We start from the raw sequence: 14,710 nt of genomic DNA on the forward strand, positions 1-14,710 counted from the left end.
CAGAGTGGTTCTCAGCCAAGTGGCGCTGTCCGTGGTCATGGCTAATGGATATGATGCGCGCCATGCACATCTCTCCTGAACACCCTATGCTGTCGGCCGTCGTCGATGACCTCGCCACCCGTGGCTGGTCGCAGCAGGCCCTTTTCTTGCCTGCGGACCTGGTGCGCGCCCTGGCGGCCGAGTGTCGGCGCCGTCATGCCGAAGGCGAACTCAACCCTGCCGGGGTTGGACGGGGCGCTTCCCAGGAAGTGCGCGAGGCCATTCGCGGCGACCAGATCCAGTGGATCGACCCCGGTCAGGCCGACGCCTGCGATCGCTATCTCGAAGCCATGGACTGCTTGCGTCAGGCCATCAACCGTAGCCTGTTCCTGGGGCTCGAGGACTTCGAATGCCATTTCGCCCTGTATCCACCGGGTGCATTCTATCGCCGGCACCTGGATCGTTTCCGCGACGATGATCGCCGCAGCGTTTCGGCGGTGTTCTACCTCAATGAAGACTGGCAGCCCCAGGACGGCGGCCAGTTGCGCATGTTCCTGGCCGACGAAGTCGAGCACGACGTCCTGCCGTTGGCCGGTAGCCTGGTGGTATTCCTCTCGGGTGATGTTCCCCATGAAGTCTTGCCGGCCGGGCGCGAGCGCTTGTCGCTGACGGGCTGGTTCCGCCGCCGTGGCAACGAACCCTTCTGACTTGCCGAAGGTCCTGGTCAGCGCCTGCCTGCTGGGGCAACCGGTGCGCTACGACGGCCGGGCCAGCGGGCACCACGATCAGTTGCAGCGCTGGCAGGCCGAAGGCCGTGTAGTGCCGTTGTGTCCGGAAGTGGCCGGCGGCTTGCCGACGCCGCGTCCTCCTGCGGAGATTCCGGGCGGGCAAGGCGGACAGGTACTCGATGGCATGGCGCAGGTGCTGACAGTCACCGGGGAGGATGTCAGCGGTGCCTTTCTGGCTGGGGCGCGGCAGGCGCTGGCGTTGGTGCGCCAGCACGCGATCGGCGTGGCGGTGCTCAAAGCCGGCAGCCCCTCGTGTGGCAACCGTTTGACCTACGATGGCACCTTCAGCGCGGTGAAGGTGCCGGGGGAGGGCGTCACGGCGGCATTGCTGCGGCGCGAGGGCGTGCTGGTGTTCAGTGAGCTGGAGTTGGAGCAAGCGCAGCGGGCGCTGGCTCGGCTGTCTGAATCGCCTTGAACCACTTCTGTTCGAGTTGTGCGGTACGGCCACTGTCCTTCAGGCGCTGAAGGGCATTGTTCAGCGCGCTTTGGAAGGCCGGGTTGTCCTTCTGGAACGGAATGACCAGCTGCTTCTCGCCATAAGGCTGGCTGACATCCAATGTGCCGTTGGCGGCGGTCTGTGCTTGCTCCACCGTCAGTGCGACGTCGTACTTCCCGCTTTCTACGCCTGGTAGCACATCGGCAGCAGGCGCCTCGATGAACTCGGCGCGCAGGTCCAGCTCACGGGCAAGGTCCTGGCCAAACTCGACCTGAAAGCCGGTCAGGCGGTCGTTTTCCTTGAAGGCGTAAGGCTTGTTATCAGCCTGCACGACAATGCGCAGTTCGCCGCGGTCGTTGATTTCATCTATCAGCTCGGCCTGAGCCAATGGAGTGATCAGTACTGCCAGCAGTACGCCTATGGTCGAACGCATGAATGCCCCTTTTATTTGGCAGATGAATAACCTTCGCCGCGACTTTCTTCCTCGTCACGGTCGAGCGCAGCCTATGACCTTGAAGCCTTGGCGAGGTTTAACCCTAACTGAAAAAATTCTCTTTGTGGGCTATGGTGAATTACCGCCGCCATTCGTTTTACTGGGGGCGGCCAATAAGTGAATCACAGGAGAAGTGAATGAACAGCCTATTTTCGCGTGCTGCCGTCGCCGGTTTGCTGATGGGGGTATCGGTGTTCGCCGGCGCTGCGGATGCGCTCAAGAGCCAGGAACCGCCCCAGGATGCCAAGGTCTTCATCGTTTCCCCCGCCGATGGTGCCACGGTCGACAAGACCTTTACCGTCAAGTTCGGTATCGAAGGCATGGCGCTCAAGCCCGCTGGCGACCAGACCCCGCACACCGGCCATCACCACCTGCTGGTGGATGTCGACACAGCACCGGCTGCCGATCAGCCATTGCCAACCAGCCTGATGCCGGAGAACAACGCGCCGCTGCCGGCCGGCCCGCAAGTGCTGCACTTCGGCAAGGCGCAGACCGAAGCGACCATTACCCTGACCCCAGGCAAGCACACCTTGCAGCTGGTGCTGGGCGACCAGTATCACGTGCCGTTCAAGCCGAGCGTCGAGTCGAAGAAAATCACGGTAACCGTGAAATGATTGCTGCTCCTTTCGCATGCTGAAGCTGCCGGAGCGGGTTCATTCGCGAAAGAGCCGGGAGACAGGCAATAAAAAAGGCGACCTTCATCGAAGGTCGCCTTTTTCGTTAGCGGTGGAAACTCAGAACAGTACGCGGGAACGGATGGTGCCCTTGACGTGCTGCAGTTTCTCTTGCGCCAGGTCCGAGTACTCGGCGTCCACGTCGATTACCACGTAACCCACTTTCTCGTCGGTCTGCAGGAACTGACCGGAGATGTTGATGCCGTTTTCGGCGAAGACCTTGTTGATCTCGCTGAGTACGCCAGGGATGTTTTCGTGGATGTGCAGCAGGCGATGCTTGCCTGGGTGCGCTGGCAGGGCCACTTCCGGGAAGTTGACCGACGATACCGAGGTACCGTTGTCGCTGTACTTGACCAGCTTCTCGGCCACTTCCAGGCCGATGTTGGCCTGCGCTTCGGCGGTGGAACCACCAATGTGCGGGGTCAGGATCACGTTGTCCAGGCCACGCAGCGGGCTTTCGAACTGCTCGTCGTTGGAGCGAGGCTCGACCGGGAATACGTCGATGGCGGCGCCGATCAGGTGCTTGTCCTTGATGGCGGCGGCCAGGTGATCCAGTTCGACCACGGTGCCACGGGCGGCGTTGATCAGGATCGAGCCCTTCTTCATCGCACGGATTTCCTTCTCGCCAATCATCCACTGGGTGGAGGGCAGCTCAGGAACGTGCAGCGAGACGATGTCGGCCAGGCCCAGCAGTTCGTGCAGGCTGGTGACCTGGGTGGCGTTACCCAGCGGCAGCTTGGTCAGCGGGTCGTAGAAGTAGACCTGCATGCCCAGGCTTTCGGCCAGGACCGACAGCTGGGTACCGATCGAGCCGTAGCCGACGATGCCCAGTTTCTTGCCACGGATTTCGAACGAGTTGGCCGCGCTCTTGATCCAGCCGCCACGGTGGCACGAGGCGTTTTTCTCAGGGATGCCGCGCAGCAGCAGGATGGCTTCAGCCAGTACCAGTTCGGCCACCGAACGGGTGTTGGAGTACGGGGCGTTGAACACGGCGATGCCGCGCTCGCGGGCAGCGTTCAGGTCGACCTGGTTGGTACCGATGCAGAAGCAGCCGACAGCGACCAGTTTCTTGGCACTGTCGAAGATCTCTTCGGTCAGCTGGGTACGCGAGCGGATGCCGATGAAGTGGGCATCAGCGATCTTTTCCTTGAGTTCCGCCTCTGGCAGCGAGCCAGTGTGGTACTCGATATTGGTGTACCCGGCAGCCTTGAGGGTATCCACCGCGTTCTGGTGCACACCTTCAAGAAGAAGGAACCTGATCTTGCTCTTGTCGAGAGAAGTCTTGCTCATCTGCGTAAACCTGTATCCCGGAGAAAAAATGGCGAGGGGGTAAAGCGGCGCGGTGTCGGCCTTAGCACGAACAGTAGGGGGGCTATGCTAGCATACGCGACACAATCTGAGCTTATCCCGACAGGTGAAGAGTGCTCAGGGTGACTATGAATAAGTCGAGAGTTCCGGCGATGACCCACCCGGCGGTAATTGATGAACTGAAGACCCTGGTCGACCCTGGCCGGGTGCTGACCGACGCGGCTTCCCTTGATACCTACGGCAAGGACTGGACCAAGCATTTTCCCCCAGCACCCTCGGCCATCGTCTTTCCCAAGACGGTCGAGCAGGTACAGGCCATCGTCCGCTGGGCCAATTGCCACAAGGTCGCGCTGGTGCCTTCTGGCGGGCGGACCGGGCTTTCTGCCGGCGCCGTGGCGGCCAACGGCGAAGTCGTCGTCGCTTTCGACTACATGAACCAGATTCTCGACTTCAATGCCTTCGACCGCACCGTGGTCTGTCAGCCGGGTGTCATCACCCGCCAACTGCAATTGTTCGCCGAAGAACATGGCTTGTATTACCCGGTGGACTTCGCTTCCTCCGGCTCCAGTCAGATTGGCGGCAATATCGGCACCAATGCCGGTGGGATCAAGGTCATTCGCTACGGCATGACCCGCAACTGGGTCGCGGGCCTCAAGGTGGTCACTGGCAAGGGTGAACTGCTCGAATTGAACAAGGACCTGATCAAGAACGCCACAGGCTATGACCTTCGCCAGCTGTTCATCGGTGCCGAAGGTACGCTGGGCTTCGTGGTCGAGGCCACCATGCGCCTGGATCGCGCTGCGCGCAACCTTACTGCCATGGTGCTGGGCACACCGGACTTCGACTCGATCATGCCAGTGCTGCATGCCTTCCAGGCCAGGCTGGACCTGACCGCCTTCGAGTTCTTCTCCGACAAGGGCCTGGCCAAGATCATGGCACGAGGCGATGTGCCGGCACCGTTCGAGACCGACTGCCCGTTCTATGCCCTGCTGGAATTCGAGGCCAGCACCGAGGACGTCGCCAACGAGGCCCTGGCCACTTTCGAGCATTGCGTCGAGCAGGGCTGGGTGCTGGATGGGGTGATGAGCCAGAGCGAGACCCAGCTCAAGAACCTGTGGAAGCTACGCGAGTACCTGTCCGAGACCATCTCCCACTGGACGCCGTACAAGAACGACATCTCGGTCACCGTTTCGAAAGTGCCGGCTTTCCTGCGTGACATCGACGCCATTGTCGCCGAGCACTACCCGGACTACGAAGTGGTCTGGTATGGCCACATCGGCGACGGCAACCTGCACCTGAACATCCTCAAGCCCGACTCTATGAGCAAGGATGATTTCTTCGCCTCCTGTGCCAAGGTCAACAAGTGGGTGTTCGAGATCGTGCAGCGCTATGACGGCTCGATCTCCGCGGAGCACGGCGTAGGCATGACCAAGCGCGACTACCTGGGCTACAGCCGCTCGCCTGAAGAAATTGCCTGCATGAAGGCAATTAAGGCCGTCTTCGACCCTAACGGGATCATGAATCCGGGTAAGATCTTCGCTCCTGAATAAAAAGCAGTATCCAGAGGAGTCGGCCATGAGTTACCAGCACCAGTACGTAGACGGCACGCGCATCCACTTCCCACTGGGCAAGGTGGTGTGCATCGGCCGTAACTATGCCGAGCATGCCAAGGAACTGGACAACCCCATTCCCACCGAGCCGCTGCTGTTCATCAAGCCAGGCAGTTGCGTGGTGCCGCTGGAAGGTGGCTTCAAGATTCCGACCGACCGTGGCTCGGTTCACTACGAAGCGGAGATCGCTGTTCTGCTGGGCAAGCCGCTGTCCACCAAGCCGACCGAGGAAGAGGTGCTCGACGCGATTTCCGGTTATGCGCCAGCCCTGGACCTGACCCTGCGCGACGTGCAGGCCAAGCTCAAGGAAAAGGGCCTGCCGTGGGAGCTGAGCAAGAGCTTCGATGGTGCTTGCGTGCTGCCGCCGTTCGTTTCCGCCGCCAGCTTCGAGGATCTGACCGACATTGGCATTCGCCTGACCATCAATGGCGAAGTGCGCCAGGATGGCAACAGCGCGATGATGCTCAACCCCATCGTGCCGATGATCCAGCACATTGCCGCGCACTTTTCCCTGCAGGCGGGCGATGTGGTTCTGACCGGCACGCCAGCCGGCGTTGGCCCGTTCAGCGTGGGCGATGAGCTGGTGCTGGAGCTGCCGGGCGTCAGCCGTTTCGAAAGCCGCGTGCTCTGACGGCTGGCCTGCCGGCATCGCCGGATATCGCCGGCAAGCCGGCTCCCACAGGTTGCACGGTTTGACCGGGGAGCCGGCTTGTCGGCCAGGTGGCCTTCAGCGCGTGTGCAAGACAGTTTTTTCACAAACCATCTGGATAATGCGCTGATCATCGTCCATCTACCGGCGCCAGCGTTAGCCCGGCACATTCCAGGAACTCTTCGCATGGCTCCCTCCCCCAGCGCCCCTGCCACCTCCCGTCACAAGCGTCGCTTCTTCCTGCGCTGGCCGTTCGGGCTGGCCGTGGCGGCCGTGATCGGTTACGGCGTTGCCGTGGCGATGCACTGGGATGACCGGGGGCTGCTGTGGGTCAAGGAGCGCTTCGAGAGCTCGGCCGAACGCAGCGAGAGCGTCTGGCTGCCGAACTATCGGGTTGACATCGACGCCAAGGTCTTGCCGGGCATGGAGGACGACGAGGCATCGGACCTGTCCTTCAACCCGCGCACCCGCACCCTGTTCGCCGTCATGGGCAAGAATCCGTTCCTGGTCGAGTTGAGCCTCGATGGCGATGTGCTGCGCAAGATGCCACTCAACGGCTGGGAGAACCCCGAAGGCGTCGCTGTGCTGGAGGACGGGCACCTGGCCATTGTCGACGAGCGCCGCCACGACCTGACCCTGGTCAAGGTGGATGAGCACACCACGGCCTTGAACCGAACCGACTTCCAGAGCTACGACCTGGGTGAGTCGGTCAAGAGCAACAAGGGCTACGAATCGGTGGCCTGGGACCCCCTGCGACAGCGGCTGGTCATCGGGGAAGAACGCCCGCCGAAGCTATTCACCTGGAGCACCGATGGCCGCAGCCCTTTGAAGGGCGAGAAGCAATCGCTGCCTAATGACGAACTGGACCTGCGCAACCTGTCGGCCCTTGACGTTGACCCGCGTACCGGCCATTTGCTCGCGCTGTCGGCTGACTCCAACATGCTGCTTGAGCTGGACGAACAGGGCCAGCAAGTCAGCTTCATGACGCTGCTGGGCGGTTTCAACGGCCTGGAAGACACCGTGCCGCGTGCCGAGGGGGTGGCCATGGATGACCAAGGAAACCTGTACATGGTCAGCGAGCCCAACCTGTTCTATCGCTTCAGAAAAGACTGAAGATTGCTTCGGGCCATTCTTACGCCAGCATTAAGCTTTACTTCAGTTGATCATGGTTAGATTCGCCATCCTCACGTCGAGTCTGCCGTTATGCGCCGTTTTGTCCGCCCGCCACTGATCCTTGCCACCTTCGGTTTGCTTGCCTTGTGCATGTTGGTGGTGGCCGGCTATGAGTTTCGCCTGTTCGAGCGGGGCTGGTTCAACCTGAAGACCTGGTGGCAGCCTGCGCAGCAGAGCATCGGCCTGGATCGCTACCGGGTGGTGGTCGAGGCGCAACCTGTCGAAGGGCTGGACGATGACGTTTCGGCGCTGACCTACGACCCCGACCGCAAGACCCTCTTCACAGTGACCAACAAGCGCTCGGAATTGATCGAGCTGTCGTTGGCTGGCCGCATTCTACGCCGTGTTCCATTGACCGGGTTCGGCGATCCCGAAGCTGTGGAGTACGTCGGGCCGAACAGCTACGTGATCACCGACGAACGCCAGCAGCGGTTGATCCGTGTGCGTCTGGACGATGACACGATGTTCCTTGATGCCCATGATGCCGAGCAACTGACGCTGGGCATTGGCCTGAACGGAAACAAGGGCTTCGAGGGCCTGGCATACGACTCGACGGGCAAGCGCCTGTTCGTGGCCAAGGAGCGGGATCCGATGATGATCTATGAGGTTCATGGCTTCCCGCATGCCAACCCCGAACAGCCCTACGCCGTGCATGTGGTGCAGGACCGCGAGCGCGATTCACGGCTGTTCGTACGGGACCTGTCGAGCCTGCAGTTCGATGAGCGCAGCGGGCACTTGCTGGCGCTGTCCGACGAGTCGCGCCTGGTGCTGGAACTGGATGTGGAGGGCCGGCCGCTGAGCTCCTTGTCGCTGCGCAAGGGCTATCAGGGGTTGAAGGAAACGGTACCGCAGGCAGAGGGTATCGCCATGGATGAAGCCGGAACGATCTACCTGGTCAGCGAGCCGAATCTGTTCTACGTGTTCAAGCAGCCGGCTGACTGAAGGTCCAGCGCGCCGGCTGATGGCCTTCAATCGCCGGCCGCAGTTCCCAGGAACTTGCGCAGGAACTGCCGTGTGCGCTCTTCCTTGGGGTTGGCGAACAGTGCCTTGGCCTCGCCCTGTTCCACGATCACGCCCTTGTCGAAGAAAATCACCCGGTTCGCCACGTCGCGAGCAAAGCTCATCTCGTGGGTGACGATGATCATGGTGCGTTTTTCCTCGGCCAGCCCACGGATGGTGGCCAGCACTTCTCCGACCAGCTCGGGGTCGAGCGCCGACGTCGGCTCGTCGAACAGGATGACTTCCGGCTCCATGGCCAGGGCGCGGGCAATGGCGACCCGTTGCTGCTGGCCACCGGACAGGCGCCGTGGGTAGGCATCTTCCTTGCCAGCCAGGCCCACCTTGGCCAATAACCGCCGGCCCAATTCCGCCGCTTGTGCTTTCGGGGTCTTCTTGACGATCACCGGCCCCTCGATCACGTTTTCCAGGGCCGTGCGGTGGGGGAACAGGTTGAAGTTCTGGAACACGAAGCCGGCTTGCTGGCGCAGCTGGCGGATTGCACCTTGCTGGCTACCCTGCGGGCGGTTGGCATCGATGCGAATGTTGCCGATCTGGATCTGCCCGGCATCAGGGGTTTCCAGCAGGTTCAGGCAGCGCAGGAAGGTGGTCTTGCCCGAGCCGCTGGGGCCGATGATGGCCACCACTTCGCCGGGCTGCACCGTCAGGTCGATACCGTTGAGCACGGTCTGGCCCTTGAACTGCTTGGTCAGGCCTTTTACTTCGATCATGCTCAATGCTCCTGGTCGTGCTGGTTGACCCGCGCTTCCATGCGGTTCTGGAAGTGCGCGAGGATGCTGCAGAGAATCCAGTAGATCACCGCAACAGCCAGGTACATGGTGAAGACTTCGAAGGTGCGTGCGGTGATCAACTGCGCCTGGCGGAACAGCTCTGGCACCTGGATGGTCGCCGCGAGGGCAGTGTCCTTGACCAATGAAATGAAGCTGTTACCCAACGGCGGCAGTGCGGTTCGCAAGGCCTGCGGCAGGATGGCCCGGCGCATGGCCTGGGTGCGGGTCATGCCGATACTGGCGGCGGCTTCCCACTGGCCGCGGTCGATCGACGAGATGGCCGCCCGCAGGATTTCGCAGATGTAGGCCGCCATGTTCAGCGACAGGCCGATCAGCGATGCCGGGATCGGATCGAGCTCGATACCGATCTGTGGCATGCCGAAATAGATGACGAACAACTGCACCAGCAGGGGTGTGCCCCGGAAGAACGACACGTAGACACGTGCCAGCCAGTTCAGTGGCAGGATTTTCGACAGGCGCATCAGTGCCAGGGCAAACCCCAGCACAAGGCCGAAGAACATGCCGCCGACACTGAGCAGTACCGTATAACCCGCGCCCTTGAGCAGGAAGGGCGCGGAATCGACAACGAGTTGCAGGCTTTCAGCGATCATTTAGTGACATCGGCACCGAAGTATTTCTCGGACAGCTTGGCCAGCGTGCCGTCAGCCTTGAGCTTGTCCAGCGCCTTGTTGATGGCCGCCAGCAGCTCAGGCTCGCCCTTGCGCAAGGCAACACCGGACTCCAGGCGCGAGAACGCATCGCCGGCCAGTTGGGTGTCCTTGGCTTTCTGCGCGTACTCCAGCGCGGCCAAACGATCGATCAGGATCGCGTCGATGCGGCCGTTGCGCAGGTCGGCGAACTTGCTTGGGTCATCTTCATAGGTGCGCACATCGGCTTGCGGGACGTCCTGTTTCACCCACTGTTCGTAGTTGGTGCCCAGGCCCACGCCGACCTTCTTGCCCGCCAGGTCTGCCGCCTTGTGGATGTTCAGCTGGTCAGCCTTCTTCTTCAGGATCAGGGCCTGGATACCGGAGACGGTGTAGGGCTCGGAGAAGTCGTACTTCTTCTTGCGCTCCTCGGAAATGGTGACCTGGTTGATCACCACGTCCAGGCGCTTGGATTCCAGTGCTGCGAGAATGCCATCCCATTTGGTCGGCTGGACCTTGGCCTTCACCCCAAGCTCTTTGGCCAGCAGCTCGGAAAGCTCCACTTCGAAGCCGGTCAGCTTGCCGTTTTCGTCCTGGAAGCTGAAGGGGGGATAGGTGCCTTCCAGGCCGACGTTGATCACGCCTTTTTCCTGGATGGTTTTCAGTTGCTCGCCAGCGAAGGCCTGGCTGAGCAGACCGGCGCCCAGCAGGACGGCCAGGGTAGCGTTGAGTAGCGGTTTGGCAAATTTCGGCATGACAGGCCCCGCGCTTGTTGTGGAAGTAGTGGTTGGCGACTATAGGGGTGAATTTGATAGGTCGGGAAATAATAAAAAATCAGGTTGTTATTCCTAAATCCCGATTTTGAATCAGCTTATGCCCGAGTTAGCTCAGGATGGAATAAAGCGTTGTTTTTTCCAAGGGGGAGAATTGACGTATCGTGGGACAAAAGGCTGGCACTTCCTTTGTGGGCGGCGGATGCCGTAGCCGACAAGCCGGTTGCTACAGGGGATGCGTGCCTATTCGAGAACACCGGCAGGAGAACACCGTGAGCGAACAATCTTCATCTGGGCATTGGCAATTGCAGAGCATCGTCAGCGGCCTGCGCAGCGCCCGGGAGCAGTGGCGCACCCGCAATGGCCGTAGCAGTGGTGAGCAAGGCGGGCGCGAACTGCCCTCGCGCGAGGCCATGCGGCACATTCTCGAACAGTTGTGCGGGGCGTTGTTTCCCATGCGCCTGGGGCCGGTGGACCTGCGGGAAGAAAGCGAAGACTTCTATGTCGGTCATACCCTCGATGCCGCGCTGACCGCGCTGTTGGCCCAGGCGCGCCTGGAGTTGCGTTACGCGGCAAGGCACAACAAGGGCGACCTGAGTACCGTGGACGCCCAGGCCCTGCGCTTGATCCAGGACTTCGCTGCGGCCCTGCCGAATCTGCGTGTGCTGCTCGACACCGATGTGCTGGCCGCATACCACGGCGACCCAGCGGCACGTAGTGTGGATGAGGTCCTGCTGTGCTACCCCGGCATTCTGGCGATCATCCACCATCGCCTGGCGCACCACCTCTATCAGGCCGGCCTGCCGTTGTTGGCGCGGATCAGCTCGGAGCTGGCGCACTCGGCCACGGGTATCGACATACACCCGGGTGCGCAGATTGGCCCGAGCTTCTTCATCGACCATGGCACCGGTGTGGTGATCGGTGAAACCGCCATCATTGGTGAGCGGGTCCGTATCTACCAGGCGGTGACGTTGGGCGCCAAGCGCTTCCCCAGCGACGAGTCGGGAACGTTGCACAAGGGCCTGGCGCGCCACCCGATCGTCGAAGACGATGTGGTGATCTACGCCGGGGCGACTATTCTGGGGCGGATCACCATTGGCAAGGGGTCGACCATCGGCGGCAACGTGTGGCTGACGCGCAGCGTGCCAGCCGAGAGCAACATCACCCAGGCGAATTTGCAGTTGGATTGCCAGGACAAGACTTGACCTGATGGGGGGCGGGTCGGGTTGGCGCCATCGCGGGTGAACCCGCTCCCACAGGGGCCTGAGTGAGCCTGTGGGAGCCCCGCCACAAGCTGGTTCTACCTTCGCCAGTCGGCACCCCAGGTCGCATTGAAAGTCGATCCATGTTTAACTTGAACGCTTGTTCAACGAAAAACGCTGGTCCGCTGCCGGTGTTCAACAGGAGGATTCCTTTGCTGAACCCGTTCAATCCGAACCTCACGTCCTTCGACGAGGTGCATGCCCAATGAGTGCACCGACCGCTTCCCTTGCCCACGGCAAGATCCGCATGAACCCTCCGGTGTTCTACTTCGCGGCAAGTTTCATCCTTTTGTTCGGCCTGGTGGTCATCGCATTCCCGCAAGCCTCAGGTGAGTGGCTGCTGGCGGCACAGAACTGGGCGGCCAACACGGTCGGCTGGTACTACATGCTGGCGATGACCCTGTACCTGGTCTTCGTGGTGGTCACCGCCTTGTCCGGCTACGGCAAGATCAAGCTCGGTGCCGACCACGACGAACCCGAGTTCAGTTACCTGTCCTGGGCCGGCATGCTGTTCGCCGCTGGCATCAGCATTACCCTGTTCTTCTTTTGCGTCTCCGAACCGCTGACCCACATGCTGCAACCGCCTCAGGGCGAAGCGGGTACGGCGGAGGCCGGGCGCCAGGCGATGCAGATCCTGTTCCTGCACTGGGGCCTGCATGGCTGGGGCGTGTTCGCCTTCGTCGGCATGGCCCTGGCCTACTTCGCCTACCGCCACAACCTGCCGCTGGCCCTGCGGTCGGCGCTGTATCCGCTGATCGGCAAGCGTATCAACGGCCCCATCGGCTATGCGGTTGACGGCTTTGGCATCATTGCCACGGTCTTCGGCCTCGGTGCCGACATGGGTTTCGGCGTGCTGCACCTGAATTCCGGGCTGGACTACCTGTTCGGTATCAGCCATAGCCAGTGGGTGCAGGTCATCCTCATCACCCTGATGATGGGTGCGGCGGTAGCCGTTGCGGTGGCTGGGGTCGAGAAGGGCGTGCGGGTGATGAGCGACATCAACCTGTTCCTGGCCTGTGCGCTGTTGCTGTTCGTGCTGTTCGCCGGGCCTACCCAGCACTTGTTCAACACCCTGATCCAGAACCTCGGCGACTACCTCGGTGCCTTGCCGCGCAAGAGTTTCGATGTATACGCCTACGGTGAGAATCGCGACTGGCTCGGCGGCTGGACGGTGTTCTACTGGGCCTGGTGGATTGCCTGGGCTCCGTTCGTGGGCTTGTTCATCGCACGTATTTCCCGTGGCCGGACCATCCGCGAATTCGTCTTCGGCGTGCTGCTGATTCCGCTGGGCTTCACCCTGGCGTGGATGTCGATCTTCGGCAACAGCGCCTTGGACCAGGTGATCAACCACGGCATGACCGCGCTCGGGCAGTCGGCGCTGGATAACCCGTCGATGAGTCTGTACCTGCTGCTGGAAACCTACCCGTGGAGCAAGACCGTCATCGCGGTGACGGTCTTCATCAGCTTCGTGTTCTTCGTCACGTCGGCCGACTCGGGCACGGTGGTGCTGTCGACGCTGTCCGCCAAGGGCGGTGGTGCCGATGAAGATGGGCCGAACTGGCTGCGGATCTTCTGGGGCGCGATGACGGCGCTGATCACCAGCGGGTTGCTGTTCGCTGGCAGCATCGACTCGCTCAAGTCGGCGGTGGTGCTGACTTCGCTGCCATTCTCGCTGATTTTGCTGAGCATGATGTGGGGGCTGCACAAGGCGTTTTACCTAGAGTCCCAGCGGCAGATCGCGCAGATGCACTCGTTGGCGCCGTTCGCGCAGTCACGTCGTGGTCGTGGTGGCTGGCGCCAGCGTCTGAGCCAGGCGGTGCACTTCCCGTCACGCGATGAGGTGTATCGCTTCATGGATGACGTGGTGCGCCCGGCGATTGCCGACGTGACCGAAGTGTTCGAGCAGAAGGGCCTGGCGCTGATTACTCAGGACGACCCGAGTCACGACAACGTCAGCCTGAAGATTGGCCATGGCGAGGAGCAGCCATTCCTTTACCAGGTGCAGATGCGCGGGTATTTCACGCCATCGTTCGCCTTGGGTGGATTGGGGACCCAGGATTTGAAGAACCGCCGCTACTACCGGGCGGAGGTGCATCTGAGCGAGGGCAGCCAGAACTACGACCTGGTGGGCTACAGCAAGGAGCAGATCATCAACGACATACTCGACCAGTACGAACGGCACATGCAGTTCCTGCACCTGGTCCGATAGTTCGCGGGGGCCGCGTTGCGGCCCTTTCGCGACACAAGGCCGCGGCCACCGGCCGAGGGCATTCAGAACGGCGCGTCCCCCAGGATGGTCGCCCGATGCATCACCCGCCGGCTCGGCCGGTAATCATCCACCGCGAAATGCTGGGTCACGCGGTTGTCCCAGAAGGCCACGTCGTTCTCCTGCCACCGCCAGCGAATGCTGAACTCTGGCCGCGTGGCGTGGGCGAACAGCAACTTCAGCAGCGCCTCGCTCTCCAGTTCGCTCAACTCGTTGATGCGAGTCGTGAAGCCTTCGTTGACGAACAGCGCCTTGCGCCCGCTCACCGGGTGAGTGCGCACCACCGGGTGAGACAGCGGCGGGTTGTTGCGGCGGGTAGCTTCCCAGCGCGCCAGGTCTTCAGCCGTGGTGCCGAAGCGCTCGAGCGGGAACGACCTGGTGAAGTCATGGGTGGCGGTCAGACCGTCGAGCATCTCGCGCAGCGGCGCTGACAACGCCTCGAAGGCGGCGATACCACTGGCCCACAGTGTATCGCCGCCGTAGGCCGGCAGCTGCTTGGCGCTAAGTACCGCGCCCAGCGCCGGGGTGCGCAAGAAGGTCACATCGGTGTGCCAGACCGCGTTATCGCGCACGTCGGTGACCGCGGTGTCGAGGATCAGCACCTGCGGGGTTTCCGGCACATTGGGGTAGATCGGGTGAATGTGCAGGTCGCCGAAGCGGGCAGCGAAACGGGCCTGCTGTTCAGGCGTGATCGGTTGGTCGCGGAAGAACAGCACCTGATGCTTGAGCAGCGCTTGTTCGATGGCATCGCGTTGCTCGACGGTGATCTCGCGGCTGATATCCACGCCACTGATCAGCGCACCGAGCGCTGGGCTGAGAGGGGTAACGGTCAGGCTCATGTCTTGTCTCGTTCTAGCGCCGGCGT

16 protein-coding genes are annotated in these 14,710 nt (G+C 61.7%); 10 read left to right on the forward strand and 6 right to left on the reverse strand.

Annotated features, from left to right (window positions below):
• The first annotated feature begins 53 nt into the window (after nucleotides 1-53).
• Both C4Q26_RS12720 and C4Q26_RS12725 read left to right on the forward strand, forming a co-directional pair.
• A complete protein-coding gene (locus tag C4Q26_RS12720) occupies nucleotides 54-686 on the forward strand; it encodes a 2OG-Fe(II) oxygenase (RefSeq protein ID WP_081669665.1) in 633 nt (210 codons plus the stop codon).
• Between the two features lies 1 nt (nucleotide 687).
• Nucleotides 688-1,182 (forward strand): DUF523 domain-containing protein, encoded by a 495-nt coding sequence (locus tag C4Q26_RS12725; RefSeq protein ID WP_023382923.1) that lies wholly within the window; start codon nucleotides 688-690, stop codon nucleotides 1,180-1,182.
• On the opposite strand, the gene C4Q26_RS12730 is transcribed toward C4Q26_RS12725, so the two are convergent.
• Nucleotides 1,121-1,636, reverse strand: coding sequence for an ABC transporter substrate-binding protein (locus C4Q26_RS12730; RefSeq protein WP_104883135.1), 516 nt, complete (start codon nucleotides 1,634-1,636; stop codon nucleotides 1,121-1,123). The genes C4Q26_RS12725 and C4Q26_RS12730 overlap by 62 nt on opposite strands.
• On the opposite strand from C4Q26_RS12730, the gene C4Q26_RS27860 reads away from it, so the two are divergent.
• Nucleotides 1,623-1,817 carry a hypothetical protein gene (locus C4Q26_RS27860; protein WP_158491103.1) on the forward strand — a complete coding sequence of 65 codons (195 nt, stop codon included), beginning with the start codon at nucleotides 1,623-1,625 and terminating at the stop codon, nucleotides 1,815-1,817. The genes C4Q26_RS12730 and C4Q26_RS27860 overlap by 14 nt on opposite strands.
• A 16-nt stretch (nucleotides 1,818-1,833) precedes the next feature.
• Complete coding sequence (locus C4Q26_RS12735; protein ID WP_023382921.1) at nucleotides 1,834-2,310, forward strand: DUF4399 domain-containing protein; 477 nt, start codon at nucleotides 1,834-1,836, stop codon at nucleotides 2,308-2,310.
• 120 nt (nucleotides 2,311-2,430) lie between these two features.
• On the opposite strand, the gene serA is transcribed toward C4Q26_RS12735, so the two are convergent.
• Nucleotides 2,431-3,660 (reverse strand): phosphoglycerate dehydrogenase, encoded by a 1,230-nt coding sequence (gene serA, locus C4Q26_RS12740; protein ID WP_023382920.1) that lies wholly within the window; start codon nucleotides 3,658-3,660, stop codon nucleotides 2,431-2,433.
• Nucleotides 3,661-3,830: 170 nt separating this feature from the next.
• Between serA and C4Q26_RS12745 the strand changes: the two genes are divergently transcribed.
• From C4Q26_RS12745 to C4Q26_RS12760, 4 genes are all read left to right on the forward strand, one after another.
• Complete coding sequence (locus C4Q26_RS12745; protein ID WP_023382919.1) at nucleotides 3,831-5,228, forward strand: FAD-binding oxidoreductase; 1,398 nt, start codon at nucleotides 3,831-3,833, stop codon at nucleotides 5,226-5,228.
• A gap of 25 nt (nucleotides 5,229-5,253) precedes the next feature.
• On the forward strand, nucleotides 5,254-5,919 hold the full coding sequence (locus C4Q26_RS12750) for a fumarylacetoacetate hydrolase family protein (RefSeq protein WP_023382918.1): 666 nt from the start codon (nucleotides 5,254-5,256) through the stop codon (nucleotides 5,917-5,919).
• A gap of 204 nt (nucleotides 5,920-6,123) precedes the next feature.
• Entirely contained in the window at nucleotides 6,124-7,050 is a 927-nt protein-coding gene (locus tag C4Q26_RS12755; RefSeq protein WP_104881085.1) for an SdiA-regulated domain-containing protein, read from the forward strand.
• A 90-nt stretch (nucleotides 7,051-7,140) separates the two neighbouring features.
• Nucleotides 7,141-8,052, forward strand: a complete 912-nt coding sequence (locus C4Q26_RS12760) for an SdiA-regulated domain-containing protein (protein ID WP_104883136.1) — start codon at nucleotides 7,141-7,143, stop codon at nucleotides 8,050-8,052.
• A 26-nt stretch (nucleotides 8,053-8,078) separates the two neighbouring features.
• On the opposite strand, the gene tcyN is transcribed toward C4Q26_RS12760, so the two are convergent.
• The 3 genes from tcyN to tcyJ are packed head-to-tail and all read right to left on the reverse strand — an operon-like array spanning nucleotide 8,079 to nucleotide 10,299.
• Entirely contained in the window at nucleotides 8,079-8,837 is a 759-nt protein-coding gene (gene tcyN / locus C4Q26_RS12765; RefSeq protein ID WP_104883137.1) for an L-cystine ABC transporter ATP-binding protein TcyN, read from the reverse strand.
• Nucleotides 8,838-8,839: 2 nt separating this feature from the next.
• Entirely contained in the window at nucleotides 8,840-9,508 is a 669-nt protein-coding gene (tcyL, locus tag C4Q26_RS12770) for a cystine ABC transporter permease (RefSeq protein WP_023382914.1), read from the reverse strand.
• On the reverse strand, nucleotides 9,505-10,299 hold the full coding sequence (gene tcyJ, locus C4Q26_RS12775) for a cystine ABC transporter substrate-binding protein (RefSeq protein WP_023382913.1): 795 nt from the start codon (nucleotides 10,297-10,299) through the stop codon (nucleotides 9,505-9,507). Before tcyJ ends, tcyL begins: the two co-directional genes overlap by 4 nt.
• Nucleotides 10,300-10,589: 290 nt before the next feature.
• On the opposite strand from tcyJ, the gene epsC reads away from it, so the two are divergent.
• Both epsC and betT read left to right on the forward strand, forming a co-directional pair.
• Nucleotides 10,590-11,522: a serine O-acetyltransferase EpsC gene (gene epsC, locus C4Q26_RS12780; protein WP_027907221.1), complete on the forward strand. Its 933-nt coding sequence runs from the start codon at nucleotides 10,590-10,592 to the stop codon at nucleotides 11,520-11,522.
• A gap of 304 nt (nucleotides 11,523-11,826) precedes the next feature.
• A complete protein-coding gene (betT, locus tag C4Q26_RS12790; protein WP_209439657.1) occupies nucleotides 11,827-13,788 on the forward strand; it encodes a choline BCCT transporter BetT in 1,962 nt (653 codons plus the stop codon).
• A 62-nt stretch (nucleotides 13,789-13,850) separates the two neighbouring features.
• On the opposite strand, the gene tauD is transcribed toward betT, so the two are convergent.
• Complete coding sequence (gene tauD / locus C4Q26_RS12795) at nucleotides 13,851-14,684, reverse strand: taurine dioxygenase (RefSeq protein WP_104883138.1); 834 nt, start codon at nucleotides 14,682-14,684, stop codon at nucleotides 13,851-13,853.
• Nucleotides 14,685-14,710: the final 26 nt, after the last annotated feature.

Origin of the sequence: Pseudomonas sp. SWI44, from assembly GCF_002947915.1 — a bacterium.
In the GTDB taxonomy this organism is placed as follows: domain Bacteria; phylum Pseudomonadota; class Gammaproteobacteria; order Pseudomonadales; family Pseudomonadaceae; genus Aquipseudomonas; species Aquipseudomonas taiwanensis.

What these genes read in the sequence shown, in the direction of transcription:
- C4Q26_RS12720 (WP_081669665.1), top strand. Translation starts at nt 54, where the DNA reads ATGCGCGCCATGCACATCTCTCCTGAACACCCTATGCTGTCGGCCGTC.
- C4Q26_RS27860 (WP_158491103.1), top strand. Translation starts at nt 1,623, where the DNA reads ATGGTCGAACGCATGAATGCCCCTTTTATTTGGCAGATGAATAACCTT.
- C4Q26_RS12730 (WP_104883135.1), bottom strand. Translation starts at nt 1,636, where the DNA reads ATGCGTTCGACCATAGGCGTACTGCTGGCAGTACTGATCACTCCATTG.
- C4Q26_RS12735 (WP_023382921.1), top strand. Translation starts at nt 1,834, where the DNA reads ATGAACAGCCTATTTTCGCGTGCTGCCGTCGCCGGTTTGCTGATGGGG.
- serA (WP_023382920.1), bottom strand. Translation starts at nt 3,660, where the DNA reads ATGAGCAAGACTTCTCTCGACAAGAGCAAGATCAGGTTCCTTCTTCTT.
- C4Q26_RS12745 (WP_023382919.1), top strand. Translation starts at nt 3,831, where the DNA reads ATGACCCACCCGGCGGTAATTGATGAACTGAAGACCCTGGTCGACCCT.
- C4Q26_RS12750 (WP_023382918.1), top strand. Translation starts at nt 5,254, where the DNA reads ATGAGTTACCAGCACCAGTACGTAGACGGCACGCGCATCCACTTCCCA.
- C4Q26_RS12755 (WP_104881085.1), top strand. Translation starts at nt 6,124, where the DNA reads ATGGCTCCCTCCCCCAGCGCCCCTGCCACCTCCCGTCACAAGCGTCGC.
- C4Q26_RS12760 (WP_104883136.1), top strand. Translation starts at nt 7,141, where the DNA reads ATGCGCCGTTTTGTCCGCCCGCCACTGATCCTTGCCACCTTCGGTTTG.
- tcyN (WP_104883137.1), bottom strand. Translation starts at nt 8,837, where the DNA reads ATGATCGAAGTAAAAGGCCTGACCAAGCAGTTCAAGGGCCAGACCGTG.
- tcyL (WP_023382914.1), bottom strand. Translation starts at nt 9,508, where the DNA reads ATGATCGCTGAAAGCCTGCAACTCGTTGTCGATTCCGCGCCCTTCCTG.
- tcyJ (WP_023382913.1), bottom strand. Translation starts at nt 10,299, where the DNA reads ATGCCGAAATTTGCCAAACCGCTACTCAACGCTACCCTGGCCGTCCTG.
- betT (WP_209439657.1), top strand. Translation starts at nt 11,827, where the DNA reads ATGAACCCTCCGGTGTTCTACTTCGCGGCAAGTTTCATCCTTTTGTTC.
- tauD (WP_104883138.1), bottom strand. Translation starts at nt 14,684, where the DNA reads ATGAGCCTGACCGTTACCCCTCTCAGCCCAGCGCTCGGTGCGCTGATC.